The following is an 18,792-nucleotide window of genomic DNA, read 5'->3' on the forward strand; positions in this document are numbered from 1 at the left end:
CTTGAGACAAAGAGGGGCGTGGATTGTATCACCGTTATTGTAAGCGGAAAAATCGCCGGGAGGCTGCGGGTACAAAAAGCAGGCATAACACCAGCAGATCCGGCATTTTTTGCATCACCAACGAACGGAAAATCTCCCGCTTCGACTCGCCCGCGATGCTAAACAGCTCCGGGTAACCGTAGCCAAGCGATGCAGCCCACAGGTAGCTGGCGGCAATCACCTGCGTCAGCAGGTACACCCAGCGCGCCCAGTTACGCCCTTTGACCAACGAAAAGGCGCAGGCGATTTCAACGAACACCAGCACCAGGCTGGAGAGAAACACCAGCGTCAGCGTCCAGGTCTGAACGCTGCGATGAATAAATTCGCCAATCCCATTCAGCCCGAGCAGATTGATAATCATCAACAGGTCGAGACAGCGGATTAAAATAATGGCGAGCGCCGCCACCTGCACCAAAGCAGGAACGTTCAGACGGGCATGCGACCGACGGCTTCGAGTAAACAGTTCCAATGTGTTGCCTTCCATGAAAACGATGCCGCGAACATTCGCGGCATCGACTGCACATCCGTATCGATTTTAAGAGGATTATCCGCGTCTTGCACGTTGGATATCGCGCACCCGCTGTTTTTCCGCGCGCGCCATCAAATACCAGGCGATAAATCCGACAATTCCGACTACGCCAAGGATCAGAGACGCCAGCGCGTTAATCTCCGGGTTCACCCCCATGCGCACGCTGGAGAAGACCAGCATCGGTAGCGTCGTCGCGCCCGGGCCGGATACGAAGCTGGCGATGACCAGGTCATCCAGCGACAGCGTAAAGCCCAGCAGCCAGCCGGAAATGACCGCCGGCATAATCATCGGCAGCGTAATCACGAAGAAGACCTTCAGCGGCGTCGCGCCCAGATCCATCGCCGCCTCTTCGATCGAGCGGTCCAGCTCGCGCAGACGCGAGGAGATAACCACCGCCACGTAGGCAGTACAGAAGGTGACGTGCGCCAACCAGATGGTCAGCATACCGCGATCCGCCGGCCAGCCGATGGCATGTGCCAAAGCAACGAACAGCAGCAGCAGAGACAGCCCGGTAATGACGTCCGGCATAACCAGCGGCGCGGTGATCATAAAGGCAAAGCCGTTGGCACCGCGGAAGCGGCCAAAGCGCACCATCACCACCGCGGCAATGGTGCCAAGAATGGCCGCCATCGTGGCAGCCGCCGCCGCGATGGTCAGGCTTAGCCCCACCGCGCTCATCATCGCATCATCGCGGAACAGTTCGCCGTACCAGCGCGTTGACCAGCCCGCCCAGACGGTCACCAGCTTTGAGCTGTTAAACGAATAGACCACCAGCATCAGCATTGGCGCATACAGGAACGTAAAGCCAATCACCAGAATCAGGATTCGCCACGGCGATCGTACGACCGGTAGGTTGTTCATCCGTGTTCCCCCATCTGTTTTTGCTGATATTTATGGAACCACATGATCGGCACGATCAGCAGCAGCAGCATGACGATCGCCACCGCCGAGGCTACCGGCCAGTCGCGGTTGTTAAAGAACTCCTGCCACAGCACGCGCCCAATCATGATGCTGTCCGGGCCACCGAGCAGTTCCGGGATCACAAACTCCCCTACCGCCGGGATAAAGACCAGCATGGAGCCCGCGATAATCCCGCCTTTGGTTAACGGTACGATGACGCTGAAAAAGGTCTTCAGCGGACGTGCGCCGAGATCCAGCGACGCCTCAACCAGCGAGTAGTCAATGCGGGTCAGCGCAGTGTAGATAGGCAGCACCATAAACGGCAGATAGGCGTACACAATCCCGATATAGACCGCGAGGTTGGTATGCAGAATCGTCAGCGGCTGGTCAATCACCCCCAGCCACATCAGAAAGTTGTTCAGCACGCCGTTATTTTTCAGGATCCCCATCCATGCGTAGACACGAATCAGAAACGACGTCCACGATGGCAGGATCACCAGCAGCAGCAGGATGTTGCGCGTTGATGGTTTACTGTGCGCCACCGCCCAGGCCAGCGGATAGCCCAGCAGCAGACAGCAAATCGTCGAGATTGCCGCCACCTGCAGCGACTGCAAATAAGCCTCAAAATAGAGCGGATCGTCGGTCAGCTGCAGGAAGTTGCCAAAGTTGAGCGCAACCGTCAGCTGGCCGTCGGCCCATTCCATCAGGTTGGTATACGGCGGGATCGCGCGCGCCATCTCCGCAAGGCTGATTTTGAAGACGATCAGGAACGGCAGTAAAAACAGCAGGATCAGCCATAGATACGGCATCGCAATGACAAACTTGCGCCCGTGTTTCATATTGACCCGCGCCAGCCACAGGGCGAAGCCGCCCGGTTTATGCGGGCGGGCCGGTGGTTCATATGTACTCATAGCCCCTCCTAAACCGTCAATACCACGCAGCTGTCAGCATCCCAGCACAAACGTACCTCATCGCCCCAGGTCGGTAAGCCTTTCTGGTAACGGTGGGCGTTTTGCAGCTGCGCGCTGATCATCTGGCCGCTTTTCAGGCGGACATGATAAATGGAGAGATCGCCGAGGTAGGCAATGTGCTCAACTTCCCCGACGGCAAAGTTGTAGCCGTCCGCCGGCGGGTCTTCGCAGAGCATGATTTTTTCCGGGCGCAGGGCGACGTACACCGGTACGTTGTCCACTACGGAAGCGTCAGGGTCAACCTTCAGCGGATGCACCAGCCCCGGCGACTCAATGATCAGACCATCTTCGTCGCGCCGTTTAAGCAGCCCTTCAAAGACGTTGACCGAGCCGATAAACTCCGCGCTGTAGCGGGTCGTCGGGTGTTCGTAAATCTCTTCCGGTTCACCAATCTGGACAAACTTGCCGCGGTTCATAATGGCGATACGTCCGGCCATGGTCATGGCTTCTTCCTGGTCGTGGGTCACCATCACGCAGGTCACGCCCACGCGTTCAAGAATATCCACCACTTCCAGCTGCATCCGGTCGCGCAGCTTTTTGTCCAACGCGCCCATCGGTTCATCCAGCAGCAGCAGCTTCGGACGCTTAGCGAGGCTTCGCGCCAGCGCCACGCGCTGACGCTGGCCGCCGGAAAGCTGATGCGGCTTGCGCTTCGCAAATTCCTGCATATGCACCAGCGCCAGCATTTCGGCGACGCGGGCGTTAATTTCCGCTTTCGGCAGCTTATCCTGCTTCAGGCCAAAGGCGATGTTCTGCTCAACGGTCATGTGCGGAAACAGCGCGTAGGACTGGAACATCATGTTAATTGGCCGCAGATACGGCGGCACCTGCGCCAGATCGACGCCATCGAGCATAATCTGCCCGGCGGTCGGCTGCTCAAAACCCGCCAGCATGCGCAGCAGGGTTGACTTGCCGCAGCCAGATGCGCCCAGCAGCGCAAAAATTTCGCCTTTATAAATCGTGAGGTTAACGTCGTCTACGGCGTGCTGGCCGTCGAAGGATTTGGTCAGATTACGGATTTCCAGCAGCGGGGTCAGCGCTTTGCGGGTTTTCGCCTGTGGGCGGGGAATAGCGTCGTTCAATCTGGTGCTCTCCGGCAAAATACGAATATCAATATGACCCGGTTGTCATATCAACCCCTGGACACCCGCCGTCCGGCAGGCGTCCAGATTGGGGCAGCTGCACTGCCCCGGTGCAATACCCTCACCAGCAAGGTGAAGGATTATTTCCCGCTTTTCACTTTGGTCCACGCACGCGTTCTGACGCGGTCGATTTTAGGATCCTGGACTTTCAGCGTGAACAGCTTGGCGAAGACGTCAGCCGGCGGATAAATCGCCGGATTATCGCGAATTTCGGCGCTGACCAGCGGCGTTGATGCTTTGTTGCCGTTGGCATAGAACACATGGTCGCTGATGTGGGCAATCACGTCCGGACGCATCAGATAGTTGAGGAACTGATAGGCTTCGTCTTTGTTTTTCGCATCAGCAGGCATCGCGAAGACATCGAAGAACGCCAGTGCCCCTTCTTTTGGAATGAAGTAAGAAACGTTGACGCCGTTCTTCGCTTCTTTCGCGCGGTTCGCTGCTTGCCAGACGTCGCCCGCCCAGCCGATCGCCACGCAAATATCACCGTTGGCCAGATCGTTAATGTACTGTGAGGAGTGGAAGTAGCGAATGTTCGGGCGCAGCTTCAGCAGCAGGTCGGTCGCCGGGCCGGTGTAATCATCGGCCTTCATGCTGTTAGGATCTTTGCCCAGGTAGTTCAGCACGGTGGCAAAAATTTCTTCCGGCGCATCGAGGAAGGAGACGCCGCAGCTCTTCAGTTTTTCCAGGTTTTCCGGCTTCATCACCAGATCCCAGCTATTCAGCGGCGCGTCTTTGCCGAGCACGGCTTTGACTTTATCGACGTTGTAGCCAATACCGGTGGTCGCCCACAGGTAAGGCATCGCATATTTGTTGTCCGGGTCATGCTTCGCCACCAGCTTCAGCACGTCCGGATCGAGGTTTTTCCAGTTTGGCAGCTTGCTCTTATCCAGCGGCTGGAACACGCCGGCGGTGAGCTGGCGTTCCAGGAAGCTTGCCGACGGCACCACCAGATCAAAACCGGTGCTACCCGCCATCAGTTTACCTTCCAGTACTTCGTTGGAGTCGAAGACGTCGTATACGACTTTAATCCCGGTCTCTTTTTCAAAATTCGCCACGGTATCCGGCGCGATATAGTCGGACCAGTTATAGACATGCAGCGTTTTTTGTTCTGCAGCGAGCACGCTTGCCGAGGCAGCCATCAGCGCACCCGTCACCAGACCTGTTAACCATTTTTTATTTAAGGCGGCCATATCTCTTATCCTTCTCAGCGCCCGTTAACAAACGGACTAAATATACGCAATTTAGAGTATGCAGAAATCATGCATATTTTTTCGTACTGCATGAAAGAGAAGAGACCGGGCTCCCCTGCAGTCATTGCTCGCGCTATCGATGCAAAATTCTCGCCAACTATGATTATCACTGGCAATAATTAGGGGGTGCACCGATATGTCGCAAGAATAACTGTAGCCCGGCCCGGAGGCTATAGGTCAGTGTAAAAAACGCCTTTTATCAATTTTTTATGCAAGATCACTCTATCCGATAAGCCAAAAGCGCCAATCAGGTAGTGAAAGAATCTTTAAAAAGAGGTTAAGAGTAGAATAAATGCATGTAATACGCAGCCACCGTGGCAGTGACTGCGCTATTTAGCGGGGAGGATTAGTGAAGAAAATGGTATTGGATATCTTCCGGCGGCAGCTCTTCCTCTTCCGGCTTATACAGTAGCTGTTGGGCGGAAGCCTCAAGAATCACCATCGAAACCTGCTCTTCGCTTTGCTGCACAAAGGCCGCAAACTGCTCAAAGCTCACGCCCACCGAGGCGGACAACGACTGGCAAACGACCAGCTTCGGCAGATTATCATCCTGCATATCCAGAAACGCTTTGACGGTCAGCGAGCTGGCATTGATGGCAGAGAGATCGGCCCCCAGCGCCAGCAGCGCCGACGGTTTGACCTCGGCCAGCGCCGAGAAAAGCACGACGTTATCAATGAGGTCAATTTTGGCATCAAAGACACCATCAAAATTTTGCATATGCGGCAGGTGCAGCGCCTGGCAGGTGTCGCACTCAAAAAAGCTCATGCCCATTTCGTCGAGCCACTGACGTAACTTATCCAGACTCGGGACGACGAGAGAATCCATATTGCCTATGACCTCATGCGGTAAAGTAACATTCCAGAAAAAACATGCTACCGGGCAGCGCCCGGTATCAGACGAGATGATGTATAGCTTACGCAAAAAAAGCGTTACATACTACGAAAGCCGCACTAGCCGCCGATTTTCAGGCAAAAACCGGGGTGGGCCTGACGCTCGATCCAGTCGATCATCTTACCGGCGACATCAATACCGGTCGTGGTTTCCACCCCTTCCAGCCCCGGCGACGCGTTAACCTCCATCACCAGCGGCCCGCGTTTCGCCCGCAGGATATCCACCCCAGCCACGTCGAGGCCAAGCGTCTGAGCGGCTTTAATGGCCACCTCGCGCTCGGCAGGCGTAATGTCGGCGACCGTCGCCACGCCGCCGCGGTGCAGGTTAGAGCGGAAATCGCCCTCCTTCGCCCGGCGCTCAATCGCGGCAACGACCCGATCGCCCACCACCAGGCAGCGGATATCACGCCCTTTGGCTTCTTTGATGTACTCCTGCACCAGGATATGCGCATTCAGACCGCGAAAGGCGTCGATCACGCTCTCCGCCGCCTGACGGGTTTCGGCCAGCACGACGCCGATGCCCTGCGTCCCCTCGACCAGCTTCACCACCAGCGGCGCGCCGCCGACCATGTCGATCAGATCGCTGGTGTCGTCCGGCGAATGGGCGATGCCAGTGACGGGAAGATCGATCCCCTGGCGCGCCAGCAGCTGCAACGATCGCAGCTTATCGCGGGCGCGGGTAATCGCCACCGATTCGTTGAGCGGATAGCTGCCCAGCATTTCAAACTGCCGCAGCGCCGCCATACCGTAGTAGGTAATCGCCGAGCCAATACGGGGGATCACCGCATCGTAATGCGGCAGTTGGCGGCCTTTGTAATGAATCGACGACGCCGACGGGTTGATGTTCATGTAGCACGACAGCGGGTCGAGGATGTCAACAATATGGCCGCGACGCTGGGCGGCCTCACGCAGACGCTTGCACGAGTAGAGCGTTCCATCCCGGGACAAAATGGCGATTTTCACCCTTTACCTCTCCAAAAAAAGCCGCTTAAAAATCAGCGTATCATACCGCTTTCACATCGATGGATGCTTGCGTCCAGACACAGATTCTGGCATTTGCGCCACCGGGTAGCACAGTGCATACCCGGCCGTGCCTTCTCTTGCAGGCCCGAAAAACGAAGCGCCATCGGGCAGGATAAATCAGCGCGTAGCAAACCCCTGCTGGTGCAGATAATCCAGAATAAACGGGCGGCTCTCTTTGATAAGCGTACGGCGAATATGGTCGCTCCAGGTGTCGCGGCGGGCATTGGTGCTGCGGGACAAATAGTACCGGGCAAGATCTTCGTCGTACTGCGCCAACACCTCACGGTCCATCGGCTGATAGTGATTTTCATGCACCAGCAGCGCGGCAGGCAGGCGCGGCTTGAGATCCGGGTTGCTGGCCGGCCAGCCCAGGCACAGACCAAACAGCGGCAGCACATGTTTTGGCAGCTTAAGCAGCGCGGTAACCGTTTCAATATTGTTGCGCAGGCCGCCGATGTACACGCCGCCCAGCCCCAGGGACTCCGCCGCAGTAAGCGCGTTTTGCGCCATCAGCGCGGTATCAACAACGCCCAGCAGCAGCTGCTCAGCCAGGCCCAGCTGTGCGTCAGGTAAAATCTGCAAATGGCGGTTAAAGTCGGCGCAGAACACCCAAAACTCGGCCGCCTGCGCCACGTGCGCCTGCCCGCCGGTTAGGCCAACCAGCTGCTCGCGCATCGCTTTATCCGTAATGCGGATAATAGAAGTGCACTGCAAAAAGCTGGAGCTGGACGTTGCCCGCGCGCTGTCGATAATCGCCGCACGCTGTTCATCGCTGATGGGCTCGTCGGTAAACTGACGGATAGAGCGGTGGTTGAGCAGAACTTCAATCGTCGGTGTCATCATTTTTTTCCTTTTTTCGCGCGGAACCAGGATTCATCAGCTGCGGCGCTGCGGCACGGGCAATCCCCAAAAACAGAACGCCAGCGGCGGGCAGCATCAGCGCAATGCCAATGAAGATCATGATCACCGCCGCCAGCGGGCTGGCCAACGGCGTCGGCAGCGTAATGTACTGATTGAGCGATAGCCAGGCCACCGCCAGTACCACCATCCCGATGGCCTCCAGTATCAATACGCTTTTCGGTAGTGCTCCCAGCGTACGCATGCCTCTTCTCCTGTGAACCTTTCGCGTTTTTATCTTGCCAATTTACGTCGAGTATAACGGCAAGCCGGGGAAAAATAATTAGCCAAACATAGCCTGGATGAATCAGAGTAACAGGCAGAACCTTCTTTCCCTCCGCTGCTGAGCGCGGCATCATAAGCGCCATTCGCCGACAGGCACGTTGATTATTCCGCTCGTTTGAGGAGAGACACTATGTTTACCGTAATTTTTGGTCGTCCGGGCTGCCCTTACTGCGTTCGTGCAAAAGAGCTGGCGGAGAAATTGACTCAGGAACGCGACGATTTTAACTACCGTTACGTAGACATTCACGCGGAAGGCATCACCAAAGCCGATCTGGAAAAAACCGTGGGTAAACCGGTGGAAACCGTGCCACAGATTTTCGTCGACCAGAAACACATCGGCGGCTGCACGGATTTTGAAGCCTGGGCGAAAGAGAATCTTGGCCTGTTTGCCTGAGTCGCTCTGCCGATAACACCACGACGCCCGCGCCTACAGCGGGCGTTTGTTTTCCCGTCGCTTGTCGTGCAGCATTGAGCTGACAAACAGATAGCACAGCGCGCCAAGCGCACACCAGAAAACAGCGCTGAAAAGCCACGCCAGCTCCTGCCAGAACGACCCGCCGTTATCGAAAAACAGCCGCGTCAACACCAGACAAATGGGTGCTGCCAGAATGGCCCCCACCAGCGGAAGCATTACCCGCTGACGCGGAGAGATAAAGCTCGACACGGCGCCAGGAATAATAAAAAACAGCAGGCCCAGTTCAGGATTTCCGGATGCGCGAAAGGCACCCTTCACGTGCAGAACCAGTGAAAAGAAAACCACTATAAAGAGTAAAAAGCAGCAGATTATACCTGCCCAACCGCGTTCATTCCTCACACGCATCTCCTGAAAAATTCTCTATCAAACTCCATTTATCGCCCTTACGGACGCCCAGTCAGATAAAGTTTCTGGCTTTCCTTGCCAAAACACTTCGGTGCTAAAAGCGATTGTTGCTAGCCGTAACGATCAGGAACGATTAAACTACTGAACGCTATTTTCTGGTTATTTTTGGGTACAGGATAGCAGCAAGCCTACCACCGCCCTTGGTCCAAAGGTAGACCAAATAGCCATTTCTTTCAACACGTTACTGGTAAACGATAAGTTAGATTCCGTGAATATAAACGTCGCAGATTTGTTAAATGGGAATTACATCCTGTTATTATTCGTGGTATTAGCGCTGGGGCTTTGTCTTGGCAAATTACGTCTTGGCTCCATCCAACTTGGTAATTCCATTGGCGTTTTAGTGGTCTCGCTGTTATTAGGGCAGCAGCATTTCAGTATTAACACCGACGCGCTGAATCTGGGCTTTATGCTGTTTATTTTCTGCGTCGGCGTCGAAGCCGGACCGAACTTTTTTTCTATTTTCTTCCGCGACGGCAAAAATTATCTGATGCTGGGCCTGGTGATGGTCGGCAGCGCGCTGCTGATTGCGCTGGGGCTGGGTAAACTCTTCGGCTGGGATATCGGCCTGACGGCGGGTCTGCTCGCCGGTTCAATGACCTCAACCCCGGTACTGGTGGGCGCGGGCGATACCCTACGCCACTCCGGCATGGAAGGTACTCTGCTGGCTCAGGCACAGGATCACCTGAGCCTTGGCTATGCGCTGACCTACCTGATTGGCCTAGTCAGCCTGATCGTTGCCGCCCGCTATATGCCGAAGTTCCAGCATCAGGATCTGCAGACCAGCGCCCAGCAAATCGCCCGCGAGCGCGGCCTGGACACCGACACCAATCGTAAAGTGTATCTGCCGGTCATCCGCGCCTACCGCGTGGGGCCGGAGCTGGTGGCGTGGGCTGACGGTAAAAATCTGCGCGAGCTGGGCATCTATCGCCAGACCGGCTGCTATATCGAACGTATCCGCCGCAACGGCATTCTCGCCAACCCCGACGGCGATGCGGTGCTGCAAATGGGCGATGAAATTTCGCTGGTGGGCTACCCGGACGCGCACGCGCGCCTGGACCCCAGCTTCCGTAACGGTAAAGAGGTCTTCGACCGCGACCTGCTGGATATGCGCATCGTTACCGAAGAGATCGTGGTGAAAAACCACAATGTGGTGGGCCGTCGCCTGGCGCAGCTGAAGCTGACCGACCACGGCTGCTTCCTTAACCGCGTGATTCGCAGCCAGATTGAAATGCCAATCGACGACAACATCGTGCTCAACAAAGGTGACGTGCTGCAGGTGAGCGGCGACGCGCGCCGCGTGAAAACCGTTGCCGATCGCATCGGCTTTGTGTCCATCCACAGCCAGGTGACCGATCTGCTGGCCTTCTGTGCCTTCTTTATCGTCGGCCTGATGATCGGCATGATCACCTTCCAGTTCAGCAACTTTAACTTCGGCATCGGTAACGCCGCCGGGCTGCTGTTCGCAGGTATCATGCTCGGTTTCCTGCGCGCCAACCACCCGACCTTCGGCTACATTCCGCAGGGCGCGCTGAACATGGTCAAAGAGTTCGGCCTGATGGTGTTTATGGCGGGCGTTGGCCTGAGCGCAGGCGGCGGCATTGGCAAAAGTCTCGGCGTCGTTGGCGGCCAGATGCTGGTGGCGGGTCTGTTTGTCAGCCTGATCCCGGTCGTTATCTGCTTCCTGTTTGGCGCCTACGTGCTGCGCATGAACCGCGCGCTGCTGTTCGGTGCCATCATGGGCGCGCGCACCTGCGCCCCGGCGATGGAAATCATCAGCGACACCGCGCGCAGCAACATCCCGGCGCTCGGCTACGCGGGCACTTACGCGATAGCCAACGTGTTATTAACGCTTGCCGGTACGCTTATCATCATTATCTGGCCAGGGCTTGGGGGCTAGCCCTGACCACAAAAACAAAGAAAAGAAAAATATTTTTGCGCAATGCAGAACTTTTTATCAGGGTGTGAGTCTTAATTAGTGCCACTGCTTTTCTTTGATGTCCCCATTTTGTGGAGCCCATCAACCCCGCCATCTTTGGTTCAAGGTTGATGGGTTTTTTGTTGCCTGAACTTCACCAACAATCTAACTATCAATAAGTTAAAAACACCCCTTCGCCCATCGCGCGGATCCTCTTTCCCTTAATTCATACGGATTAAGAGCGTCACAATCACGCGTTGTCTTATGTTGCAGGTTGATGCCGCACAGGGCACGATGCTCACATTTTGCTGCCGACGGCGCGCCTTAACTCTCTCCGGCAATACGCCCGACCATTTTGCGAATATCCTCGCGCGCCAGCGGCTGGCGGTCGGTGACCAGATGCAACGTCATCCCTTCAATAAATGCGTCCAGCGCGCGGGCGGTTACCGGATCGAACCACTGCGCCAGCGTCTGCTGGCTGCGCTGCATCCAGTTTTGCATAATCGCTTTCATCGATGGCGTACTGCTTGCCAGCGCGTAAAGCTGGTACATCAGGGTCATATTTCTGGGGGTGGTCACCTGGCTGGTGAAAATCAGCTCGGCCACGGCATCACAGGCATCGGCGGGCGTCTCTACGCGGGCAAAAAAGGCGCTGTACTCTTCTGACATTCGCTCGGTAAACGTGCGGAATGCTTCGCCCAGCAGCGCATCGATGCCGTCAAAATAATAGGTCATCGAGCCCAGCGGCACGTCGGCACAGGTCGCGATTTTTCGGTGCGTAACCGCACTGATCCCATGGGTTGCGATGGTCTCAAGCGTGGCGTCAAGGATGCGCTCCCGGCGCTGCGGGTCATTCGGTCGGCGAGCCATAATTCTCCTCTTTCTGATTATGTACAAATGTACACAACCTTGTTAGTGTTGTCTGCACACTTTCCGACCCGACGCGAATGGATGACAACCTTAACCTCCCGTAAAACCCTGCAGCTGCGCATGTGGGCGCTGTTTATGTTCTTCTTTTTACCCGGTTTATTAATGGCCTCGTGGGCCACGCGTACGCCGGCGATCCGCGATATTTTGTCCGTTTCTACCGCCGAAATGGGCATCGTGCTGTTTGGCCTGTCGATTGGTTCAATGAGCGGCATCCTTTGTTCGGCGTTTTTAGTGAAACGATTCGGGACCCGGGCGGTTATTCGTACCACCATGTCATGCGCTATCTTCGGAATGATGATTTTAAGCCTGGCGCTACATGAAGCTTCAGCGTGGATCTTCGCCGTGGGGCTCGCCATTTTTGGCGCCAGCTTCGGTTCGGCGGAGGTGGCCATCAACGTGGAAGGCGCGGCCGTCGAGCGCGAGATGAAAAAAACCGTGCTCCCCATGATGCACGGCTTTTACAGCTTCGGTACGCTGGTCGGCGCGGGCGTCGGCATGGCGGTTACCGCCTTCGGGTTGCCGGCAATGTGGCATATATTGCTGGCAGCGCTGGTGGGAATCGCCCCCATCGCTATCGCCATCAAGGCCATTCCCGACGGCACCGGCAAAAACGTCGCTGAAGACGCGCAGCATCAGGAAAAAGGCGTGCCTTTCTGGCGCGATATGCAGCTGATGTTGATTGGCGTGGTGGTGCTGGCAATGGCCTTCGCCGAAGGTTCGGCCAACGACTGGCTGCCGCTGCTGATGGTTGACGGTCACGGCTTTAGCCCTGCCTCCGGCTCGCTGATTTACGCGGGCTTCACGCTGGGGATGACCGTGGGACGCTTTACCGGCGGCTGGTTTATCGACCGCTACAGCCGCGTCACCGTCGTGCGCGCCAGCGCGCTGATGGGAGCGCTGGGCATCGCGCTGATTATCTTTGTCGACAGCGCCTGGGTTGCCGGCGTCTCGGTGATCCTCTGGGGGCTGGGCGCCTCGCTTGGCTTCCCGCTAACCATTTCCGCCGCCAGCGATACCGGCCCGGATGCGCCTACCCGCGTCAGCGTGGTCGCCACCACCGGCTATCTGGCGTTCCTGGTCGGGCCGCCGCTGCTCGGCTTCCTTGGCGAACATTACGGCCTGCGTAGCGCCATGCTGGCCGTACTGTCGCTGGTTCTGATTGCCGCTCTGGTGGCGAAAGCGGTGGCCAAACCCGAGCCCCGCGTTGTAATGGAGAGTCATTGATGAGCGTTAAACTGATCGCTGTCGACATGGATGGCACGTTTTTAAGCGACAAAAAAACCTATAACCGCGCGCGTTTTCTTCAGCAGTATGCGCAGATGAAAGCGCAGCAGATTCGCTTCGTGGTCGCGAGCGGCAACCAGTACTATCAATTAGCGTCGTTCTTCCCGGAGATCGCCGGTGAGATCGCGTTCGTCGCTGAGAACGGCGGCTGGGTACGGGATGCCGGTGAAGATATCTTTAACTGCGACATGCCGCGCGATTGTTTCCAGCAGATCGTAGCGTTCCTGCAAACGCGTCCGGAAATCGAGATTATCGCCTGCGGAAAACAGAGTGCCTACACGCTGAAACAGTATGATGCGCGCTTTCATGATATCGCGGCCCACTACTATCACCGTCTGGAACGGGTGGAGAATTTCGATAGCCTTAATGACACCATCCTCAAGTTCGCCCTCAATATTCCGGACGACAAGGTGCCGCAAATGCAGGTGCTGCTTGATAACCAGCTCGGCCATATGCTCACCGCGGTCACCACCGGCCACGGTAGTATCGATCTGATCATGCCGGGCGTACATAAAGCCCACGGCCTGAGCCTGCTGCAGGCGCGCTGGGGGATCCGTGACGATGAAGTCGTGGCGTTTGGCGACAGCTGCAACGATATCGAGATGGTAAGCCAGGCCGGCTTCGGGTTCGCGATGGCCAACGCGGCCGACGCGGTGAAGGCCGTTGCCGGTTATGCTGCACCGCACAATAACGAGGAAGGCGTACTGGCCATTATCGATAAGGTACTGAAAGGCGAAGCGCCGTTTGCCTGACCCAACGCCAGGCCCGATAAGCAAAGCGCTATCGGGCCATTTCATTCCGGCTGCCGGATGGCGGCGTTGCTTTATCCGGCCGGACTATTATCCTGGCTGTAAGCCGCTGCCGACGGTTTTATCCCGCAGGAACATCACCATCAACACTAGCCACAGTATGCCACCCGCCAGATTAAACAGGCTGAATAAGCCAATGCCGCCCAGCAGATAGCAATGCTTACTCAGCTCAATCCCTACGGTAAAGATCAGCATTTGCAGCATGCCCATTGCCGCCGACACCGTTCCTTTACTCATCTCACTGGCAAATAGCGTCAGACGCACTAGCCCGGCGTTAGCGAGGCCAATCCCGAAGGCGTAGAAGCTCAGCCCGGCGGTCATCCACAGGTAAGCGTGGGACGACGCCGCCGTCGCAACGGAGGCCAACAGCAGGCCAAACATAATCGGGTAGCCACCGGCGATGATCAACGCACGTACCGTACGGCGTGAGGTCAACCGTGCCAGCACCAGATTGCCCAGGATCAGCGCGCCAAAAATCGGCACCTGCAGCAGCCCGTATTCATAGCTGCTGGCCTGTTCGCCACTGATAATAATAACCGGAGATTGCGCAATCCACGCCAGCAGCGGCAGGCTGACAAACCCCGTTGCCAGCGCTCCGGCCACGAAACGGCCGTTTTTGAGCACTTCGCGATAGTCGCGCCCCAGTTCTTTAATCGACAGCTTCTCACCAATGCGGGTCGCCGTTTCCGGCATCTCTTTATGCAACCCCACGTAGGCGATGACCGCCAGTACCGCGAAGAGCACAAACATGCTCTCCCAGCGCGCTACGTGAATCCATGCGGCCCCCACCAGCGGCCCCAGCAGAGGCGCAATCAGCGCAACGTTAGCCATCAGCGCGGTGATTTTTATACAGGTGGCTTCGTCAAAAGATTCCTGAATCGCTGCATACCCTACCGCGCCAATAAAGCACAGGCTGACGCCCTGTAAAAAACGCAGGAAGGTGAACTGTTCAATATTTTGCACCATCAGGGTGGCCAGGCAAGTCACGATAAACCAGATGACCCCGGTCAACATCACCGGGCGGCGGCCAATCCTGTCGGACAGCGGCCCCAGCAGCCATTGCAGAAACATGCCGCCCGCGAGATAGGCGGTCATGGACGTCGGCACCCACTCGTCGCCGGCGTTGAATTCTTTCACCACCGCCAGCATTCCGGGCTGAATCATATCGTTAGCGATATAAGTGGAAAATTCATAGAGCACGAGGCAAAGCGGAAACAGAATCGCCTTGCGCCCTAAGCGTTTCCGGGAAGGAGAGGAAGTATCCATAGATGACTCGTAACCATTATAAAAACGCGCAAGTTTAATCAATGCACAGTAGTGGTGATAGTTAATTATCACGTCAATTAACGATTTCGCACAAATTGATGTTGTTAAGATTGGCTTAAGGTAGCGCACGCTATACTGTACCCACGCCATACGCCACCTTAATATCAGTCACTTGCACGACGGTAGCGCGATTCAGACAATGCCGCTTTACCGTCCGGAAAAGGATTTTTAAGGTAGCTGTCATCAAACCGTCATCTATAAAGCCGGAACGTTATGCTGGAAAACCTGAATAACACGCTGTTTTTGCTGATCAACGCCACGCCCGCCTCTGCGGCTTGGGAGATAGCATTAGCGACCTTTATCGCACAGGATCTGATTCTGATTGTCCCGCTGCTCGCCGCCGCCATGTGGCTGTGGGGAGAACGTAAGCAGGTCCACGCCCAGCGGCACCTGGTGGTCAAGGTAGCACTGGCTATTGCCGTCAGCCTGACGCTGTCCTGGACAATGGGGCAGTTGTTCCCGCACGCCCGTCCTTTTGTGGCGAACGTCGGCCACACGTTCCTGCATCATGCGCCCGACAACTCTTTCCCCAGCGATCACGGCACGGTCATTTTCACCTTCGCGCTGGCGTTCCTGTTCTGGCATCGACTGTGGTCTGGCCTGGTGCTGATGGCCATTGGCGTGGCCATTGCCTGGTCTCGCGTCTACCTCGGCGTGCACTGGCCAATGGATATGCTGGGCGGTTTCCTCAGCGGCCTCGTTGGCTGCCTGGTGGCACAAATGCTCTGGCAGTACATCGGCGCGGCGGTTTACCCGCGTTTGCAGCAGATTTATCGTCTGGTGTTCTCCCTGCCAATTCGTAAAGGCTGGGTACGTGACTAGCACCGCGCACGCAGGTAAAATAGCGCGCTGAACCCCGGCCTTTTTGCCGGGACACGTCCATCAGAGGCACTATGGAAACACGACGCGACGAGCGAATTGGTCAACTGATTCAGGCACTGAAACGTAGCGACAAGCTGCATCTTAAAGAAGCGGCGGCACTGCTTGGCGTGTCGGAAATGACCATTCGTCGCGATCTGAACAGCGAGAGCGGCCCGGTGGTTCTGCTGGGTGGTTACGTGGTGCTGGAACCACGCAGCGTGCCGCACTACCTGCTCAGCGACCAGAAAACGCGGTTGGTCGAAGAAAAGAAGCTGGCGGCGCGTCATGCGGCAAAGCTGTTAAAAGCGCACCAGATGGCGTTTTTTGACTGCGGTACAACCACGCCGTGGATCATCGACGCCATTGATAATGACCTACCCTTTACCGCCGTGTGCTACTCGCTGAACACGTTCCTTGCGCTACAGGATAAACCTCACTGCCGGCCGATTCTCTGCGGCGGTGAGTTTCACGCCAGCAACGCCATTTTCAAACCGATCAGCGAGCAAGATACGCTGTCGCACCTGTGTCCGGACATCGCCTACTACTCTGCGGCGGGTATCGACGTTGAGATGGGGGCAACCTGTTTTAACCTTGAAGAGCTGCCGGTGAAGCACTGGGCGATGCGCCAGTCGCGCTATCACGTGCTGGTGGCGGATCACAGCAAATTTGGCAAAGTGCGCCCTGCCCGCATGGGCGACCTGACGCGCTTTGATGTGATTGCCAGCGACATCTGCCCGGACGACGAGCTGGTGACGCTGGCGAAACAGCAGCAAATCTCGCTGCTGTATTAGTCGGCGATTAAGCGAACCAACTGCCAAACCAGTCGTGGAATTTCATCAACACGAAATCCACCATACGACTGAAGAAACCACCCTCTTCGACGGCTTCCATCACGATCAGCGGGCGCTGCTCGATGGTTTTGTCGTTGAGTTTAAAGTCAATGGTCCCGACCACCTGACCTTTGGTTAACGGCGCCGTCAACTGAGGCTGGGTCAACGCAAAGCTGGCCTTCAGGTTTTTCAACTGGCCTTTCGGAATGGTCACTGACCCGCCTTCACCGGCGCCCAGATTCACTTCGCTCTTATCGCCAAACCACACGCGCTGGCTGACGAACGTGGCATCTGGTTTAATTGGGGTGACGGTTTCATAGAAGCGGAAGCCCCAGGTCAGCAGTTTTTCCGATTCGTTAAAGCGCACGCGATCGCTCTTGGTGCCCAGCACCACGGCAATCAGCCGCATATCGCCCTGAGTAGCCGACGAGACCAGGTTATACCCTGCCCCGGCCGTCGTGCCGGTTTTCACCCCGTCGACGTTAAGGTTGCTGCTCCACAACAGGCGGTTGCGGTTCGGCTGGCGGATATTGTTAAAGGTGAACTCTTTCTCTTTGTGTACCGCGTACTCTTCCGGCACATCGTGAATCATCGCTTTGGTCAGCAATGCCATATCACGCGCCGTACTGTACTGCCCCGGGGCATCCAGGCCATGCACGGTTTTAAAGGTGGTATTGGTCAGGCCGATTTTTTGCGCATAGCCGTTCATCAGGCTAACGAAAGAGTCCTGACTGCCGGCGACGTAGTCAGCGATGGCAATACTGGCATCGTTACCCGACTGAATGATCACCCCTTTATTCAGGTTCTCAACGGAAACCTGTTCACCGGGCTTGAGGAACATCACCGATGACCCGCGCAGCGCCGGGTTGCCGGTGGCCCATGCGTCGCGGCCCACGGTCACCATATCGGTCAGCTTGATTTTATTCGCCTTCAGCGCCTGGCCGACGACGTAGCTGGTCATGATTTTTGTCAGACTGGCCGGATCCAGTTTTTCATCGGCATTGCCTTCCGTCAGCACCTTACCGCTGGCGTAATCCATTAAAATCCACGCCCTGGCATCGATGGCCGGAGCATCAGGAAGCTGCTCTGCCGCCTGCGCTATCGGCGCGACCAAAAGTAAAAGCACAGAGCCTGCCATCAGGCTGCGAAAGGCGTTAGCGTTACACATCATAGAAGCCACCCAAGTATCCATTCCCAAAAACACGCCACGACAGTACCGTGTTGCACCAGGCCGTGAGTAATAGCGTAGAAACTCTCTCAAAGAAACAGTGAGTTGGTAAAGTTTTTTAAGTTTACGCAAGATCCCCGGCTTGTGCTTAAAACCTGACATTTTTTTTGATCAAGATTGCGTAAGCGTTAACTTTGGCTCACATTGAACTTTCGCGAAAAAAACGGGAGTGACTATGGTTACGCTGTGGGGAAGAAATAATTCAACAAACGTGAAGAAAGTACGCTGGACGCTGGCCGAGCTCGACCTGCCCTACGAGCAGATTATGGCGGGCCAGGGCTTTGGCGTGAACCGCGACGCGGCCTACCTGGCGCTCAACCCGAACGGCCTGGTGCCGATGCTAAAGGACGGCGAAGACGTGCTGTGGGAGTCCAATTCCATCGTGCGTTATCTGGCGGCACAGTATGGCGCGGACAGGCTGTGGCAGAGCAAACCGATCGCGCGCGCCAAAAGCGAAAAATGGATGGACTGGGCCAACGAGACGCTGTCGCCGGTGCACCGTAAGATTCTCATCGGGCTGGTGAGAACCCCCGCCGAGCAGCGCAACATGGCGGAGATTGAGGGCGCGATCGTCGCCTGCGAGCCGCTGCTAGCGATACTCGACAACACGCTAGCCGGGCAGCGCTGGCTGTCTGGCGACCGCTTTGGCGTGGGCGATATTGCCGTCGCGCCGTTCGTCTATAACCTGCTGGAAACGGTCAACACCTGGCAGCCGCGCCCGCATCTCACCCGCTGGTATCAGCAGCTCGCCGAGCGCCCGGCGTTCCGCGAGGTGGTGATGATTCCGGTCAGCTAGCCC

Annotated in this window: 20 protein-coding genes; 7 read left to right on the top strand and 13 right to left on the bottom strand. The window is 56.5% G+C overall.

What is annotated here, in order from left to right:
* Window positions 1-34 precede the first annotated feature (34 nt).
* The 9 genes from H7R56_RS16060 to H7R56_RS16100 all read right to left on the bottom strand — a co-directional run bounded on the left by H7R56_RS16060 (window position 35) and on the right by H7R56_RS16100 (window position 7,850).
* Window positions 35-523 carry a YbjO family protein gene (locus tag H7R56_RS16060; protein ID WP_106924494.1) on the bottom strand — a complete coding sequence of 163 codons (489 nt, stop codon included), beginning with the start codon at window positions 521-523 and terminating at the stop codon, window positions 35-37.
* Between the two features lie 60 nt (window positions 524-583).
* Window positions 584-1,429 (bottom strand): putrescine ABC transporter permease PotI, encoded by an 846-nt coding sequence (potI, locus tag H7R56_RS16065; RefSeq protein WP_106924495.1) that lies wholly within the window; start codon window positions 1,427-1,429, stop codon window positions 584-586.
* Window positions 1,426-2,379 carry a putrescine ABC transporter permease PotH gene (gene potH, locus H7R56_RS16070; RefSeq protein ID WP_106924496.1) on the bottom strand — a complete coding sequence of 318 codons (954 nt, stop codon included), beginning with the start codon at window positions 2,377-2,379 and terminating at the stop codon, window positions 1,426-1,428. The genes potI and potH overlap by 4 nt, the downstream gene beginning before the upstream one ends.
* A gap of 8 nt (window positions 2,380-2,387) precedes the next feature.
* A complete protein-coding gene (gene potG / locus H7R56_RS16075; RefSeq protein WP_106924497.1) occupies window positions 2,388-3,521 on the bottom strand; it encodes a putrescine ABC transporter ATP-binding subunit PotG in 1,134 nt (377 codons plus the stop codon).
* A 140-nt stretch (window positions 3,522-3,661) separates the two neighbouring features.
* Window positions 3,662-4,774 (bottom strand): spermidine/putrescine ABC transporter substrate-binding protein PotF, encoded by a 1,113-nt coding sequence (gene potF, locus H7R56_RS16080; protein ID WP_106924498.1) that lies wholly within the window; start codon window positions 4,772-4,774, stop codon window positions 3,662-3,664.
* 406 nt (window positions 4,775-5,180) lie between these two features.
* The gene (locus tag H7R56_RS16085; RefSeq protein ID WP_106924499.1) at window positions 5,181-5,660 is read right to left on the bottom strand and encodes a type III secretion system chaperone family protein; all 480 of its coding nucleotides are present in this window, start codon (window positions 5,658-5,660) and stop codon (window positions 5,181-5,183) included.
* 125 nt (window positions 5,661-5,785) lie between these two features.
* Window positions 5,786-6,688: a 30S ribosomal protein S6--L-glutamate ligase gene (gene rimK / locus H7R56_RS16090; protein WP_106924500.1), complete on the bottom strand. Its 903-nt coding sequence runs from the start codon at window positions 6,686-6,688 to the stop codon at window positions 5,786-5,788.
* A 177-nt stretch (window positions 6,689-6,865) separates the two neighbouring features.
* Entirely contained in the window at window positions 6,866-7,588 is a 723-nt protein-coding gene (gene nfsA / locus H7R56_RS16095; protein ID WP_106924501.1) for an oxygen-insensitive NADPH nitroreductase, read from the bottom strand.
* The gene (locus H7R56_RS16100; protein ID WP_106924502.1) at window positions 7,572-7,850 is read right to left on the bottom strand and encodes a DUF1418 family protein; all 279 of its coding nucleotides are present in this window, start codon (window positions 7,848-7,850) and stop codon (window positions 7,572-7,574) included. Before H7R56_RS16100 ends, nfsA begins: the two co-directional genes overlap by 17 nt.
* Window positions 7,851-8,060: 210 nt before the next feature.
* Here H7R56_RS16100 and H7R56_RS16105 point away from each other — a divergent pair, with 210 nt between their 5' ends.
* The gene (locus tag H7R56_RS16105) at window positions 8,061-8,324 is read left to right on the top strand and encodes a GrxA family glutaredoxin (RefSeq protein ID WP_035894505.1); all 264 of its coding nucleotides are present in this window, start codon (window positions 8,061-8,063) and stop codon (window positions 8,322-8,324) included.
* Window positions 8,325-8,357: 33 nt separating this feature from the next.
* Here the strand turns inward: H7R56_RS16105 and H7R56_RS16110 are convergent, their stop codons facing one another.
* Complete coding sequence (locus H7R56_RS16110) at window positions 8,358-8,744, bottom strand: inner membrane protein YbjM (RefSeq protein ID WP_106924503.1); 387 nt, start codon at window positions 8,742-8,744, stop codon at window positions 8,358-8,360.
* A gap of 274 nt (window positions 8,745-9,018) precedes the next feature.
* Here H7R56_RS16110 and H7R56_RS16115 point away from each other — a divergent pair, with 274 nt between their 5' ends.
* Window positions 9,019-10,707 (top strand): aspartate:alanine antiporter, encoded by a 1,689-nt coding sequence (locus tag H7R56_RS16115; RefSeq protein WP_106924504.1) that lies wholly within the window; start codon window positions 9,019-9,021, stop codon window positions 10,705-10,707.
* A gap of 342 nt (window positions 10,708-11,049) precedes the next feature.
* Here the strand turns inward: H7R56_RS16115 and H7R56_RS16120 are convergent, their stop codons facing one another.
* Window positions 11,050-11,595 carry a TetR/AcrR family transcriptional regulator gene (locus H7R56_RS16120; protein WP_106924505.1) on the bottom strand — a complete coding sequence of 182 codons (546 nt, stop codon included), beginning with the start codon at window positions 11,593-11,595 and terminating at the stop codon, window positions 11,050-11,052.
* An 81-nt stretch (window positions 11,596-11,676) separates the two neighbouring features.
* Between H7R56_RS16120 and H7R56_RS16125 the strand changes: the two genes are divergently transcribed.
* A complete protein-coding gene (locus H7R56_RS16125) occupies window positions 11,677-12,879 on the top strand; it encodes an MFS transporter (protein WP_106924506.1) in 1,203 nt (400 codons plus the stop codon).
* The gene (locus tag H7R56_RS16130) at window positions 12,879-13,691 is read left to right on the top strand and encodes a Cof-type HAD-IIB family hydrolase (RefSeq protein ID WP_182928306.1); all 813 of its coding nucleotides are present in this window, start codon (window positions 12,879-12,881) and stop codon (window positions 13,689-13,691) included. Before H7R56_RS16125 ends, H7R56_RS16130 begins: the two co-directional genes overlap by 1 nt.
* Before the next feature lie 87 nt (window positions 13,692-13,778).
* Here H7R56_RS16130 and H7R56_RS16135 read toward each other — a convergent pair whose 3' ends face one another.
* Complete coding sequence (locus H7R56_RS16135) at window positions 13,779-15,014, bottom strand: MFS transporter (RefSeq protein ID WP_106924799.1); 1,236 nt, start codon at window positions 15,012-15,014, stop codon at window positions 13,779-13,781.
* Window positions 15,015-15,287: 273 nt separating this feature from the next.
* On the opposite strand from H7R56_RS16135, the gene ybjG reads away from it, so the two are divergent.
* Both ybjG and deoR read left to right on the top strand, forming a co-directional pair.
* Window positions 15,288-15,896 carry an undecaprenyl-diphosphate phosphatase gene (gene ybjG, locus H7R56_RS16140; protein WP_106924508.1) on the top strand — a complete coding sequence of 203 codons (609 nt, stop codon included), beginning with the start codon at window positions 15,288-15,290 and terminating at the stop codon, window positions 15,894-15,896.
* 71 nt (window positions 15,897-15,967) lie between these two features.
* Window positions 15,968-16,726: a DNA-binding transcriptional repressor DeoR gene (gene deoR / locus H7R56_RS16145; protein ID WP_106924509.1), complete on the top strand. Its 759-nt coding sequence runs from the start codon at window positions 15,968-15,970 to the stop codon at window positions 16,724-16,726.
* A gap of 7 nt (window positions 16,727-16,733) precedes the next feature.
* Here the strand turns inward: deoR and dacC are convergent, their stop codons facing one another.
* On the bottom strand, window positions 16,734-17,936 hold the full coding sequence (dacC, locus tag H7R56_RS16150; protein ID WP_106924510.1) for a serine-type D-Ala-D-Ala carboxypeptidase: 1,203 nt from the start codon (window positions 17,934-17,936) through the stop codon (window positions 16,734-16,736).
* A 232-nt stretch (window positions 17,937-18,168) separates the two neighbouring features.
* Between dacC and H7R56_RS16155 the strand changes: the two genes are divergently transcribed.
* The gene (locus tag H7R56_RS16155; RefSeq protein ID WP_106924511.1) at window positions 18,169-18,789 is read left to right on the top strand and encodes a glutathione S-transferase family protein; all 621 of its coding nucleotides are present in this window, start codon (window positions 18,169-18,171) and stop codon (window positions 18,787-18,789) included.
* The last annotated feature ends 3 nt before the right edge of the window (window positions 18,790-18,792 follow it).

The organism is Klebsiella sp. WP3-W18-ESBL-02 (assembly GCF_014168815.1).
GTDB classification, from domain to species: domain Bacteria; phylum Pseudomonadota; class Gammaproteobacteria; order Enterobacterales; family Enterobacteriaceae; genus Kluyvera; species Kluyvera ascorbata_B.

What these genes read in the sequence shown, in the direction of transcription:
- H7R56_RS16135 (WP_106924799.1), bottom strand. Translation starts at nt 15,014, where the DNA reads ATGGATACTTCCTCTCCTTCCCGGAAACGCTTAGGGCGCAAGGCGATT.
- H7R56_RS16130 (WP_182928306.1), top strand. Translation starts at nt 12,879, where the DNA reads ATGAGCGTTAAACTGATCGCTGTCGACATGGATGGCACGTTTTTAAGC.
- potI (WP_106924495.1), bottom strand. Translation starts at nt 1,429, where the DNA reads ATGAACAACCTACCGGTCGTACGATCGCCGTGGCGAATCCTGATTCTG.
- potF (WP_106924498.1), bottom strand. Translation starts at nt 4,774, where the DNA reads ATGGCCGCCTTAAATAAAAAATGGTTAACAGGTCTGGTGACGGGTGCG.
- deoR (WP_106924509.1), top strand. Translation starts at nt 15,968, where the DNA reads ATGGAAACACGACGCGACGAGCGAATTGGTCAACTGATTCAGGCACTG.
- H7R56_RS16100 (WP_106924502.1), bottom strand. Translation starts at nt 7,850, where the DNA reads ATGCGTACGCTGGGAGCACTACCGAAAAGCGTATTGATACTGGAGGCC.
- nfsA (WP_106924501.1), bottom strand. Translation starts at nt 7,588, where the DNA reads ATGACACCGACGATTGAAGTTCTGCTCAACCACCGCTCTATCCGTCAG.
- H7R56_RS16105 (WP_035894505.1), top strand. Translation starts at nt 8,061, where the DNA reads ATGTTTACCGTAATTTTTGGTCGTCCGGGCTGCCCTTACTGCGTTCGT.
- H7R56_RS16120 (WP_106924505.1), bottom strand. Translation starts at nt 11,595, where the DNA reads ATGGCTCGCCGACCGAATGACCCGCAGCGCCGGGAGCGCATCCTTGAC.
- potH (WP_106924496.1), bottom strand. Translation starts at nt 2,379, where the DNA reads ATGAGTACATATGAACCACCGGCCCGCCCGCATAAACCGGGCGGCTTC.
- H7R56_RS16085 (WP_106924499.1), bottom strand. Translation starts at nt 5,660, where the DNA reads ATGGATTCTCTCGTCGTCCCGAGTCTGGATAAGTTACGTCAGTGGCTC.
- H7R56_RS16155 (WP_106924511.1), top strand. Translation starts at nt 18,169, where the DNA reads ATGGTTACGCTGTGGGGAAGAAATAATTCAACAAACGTGAAGAAAGTA.
- ybjG (WP_106924508.1), top strand. Translation starts at nt 15,288, where the DNA reads ATGCTGGAAAACCTGAATAACACGCTGTTTTTGCTGATCAACGCCACG.
- H7R56_RS16125 (WP_106924506.1), top strand. Translation starts at nt 11,677, where the DNA reads ATGACAACCTTAACCTCCCGTAAAACCCTGCAGCTGCGCATGTGGGCG.
- dacC (WP_106924510.1), bottom strand. Translation starts at nt 17,936, where the DNA reads ATGATGTGTAACGCTAACGCCTTTCGCAGCCTGATGGCAGGCTCTGTG.
- H7R56_RS16060 (WP_106924494.1), bottom strand. Translation starts at nt 523, where the DNA reads ATGGAAGGCAACACATTGGAACTGTTTACTCGAAGCCGTCGGTCGCAT.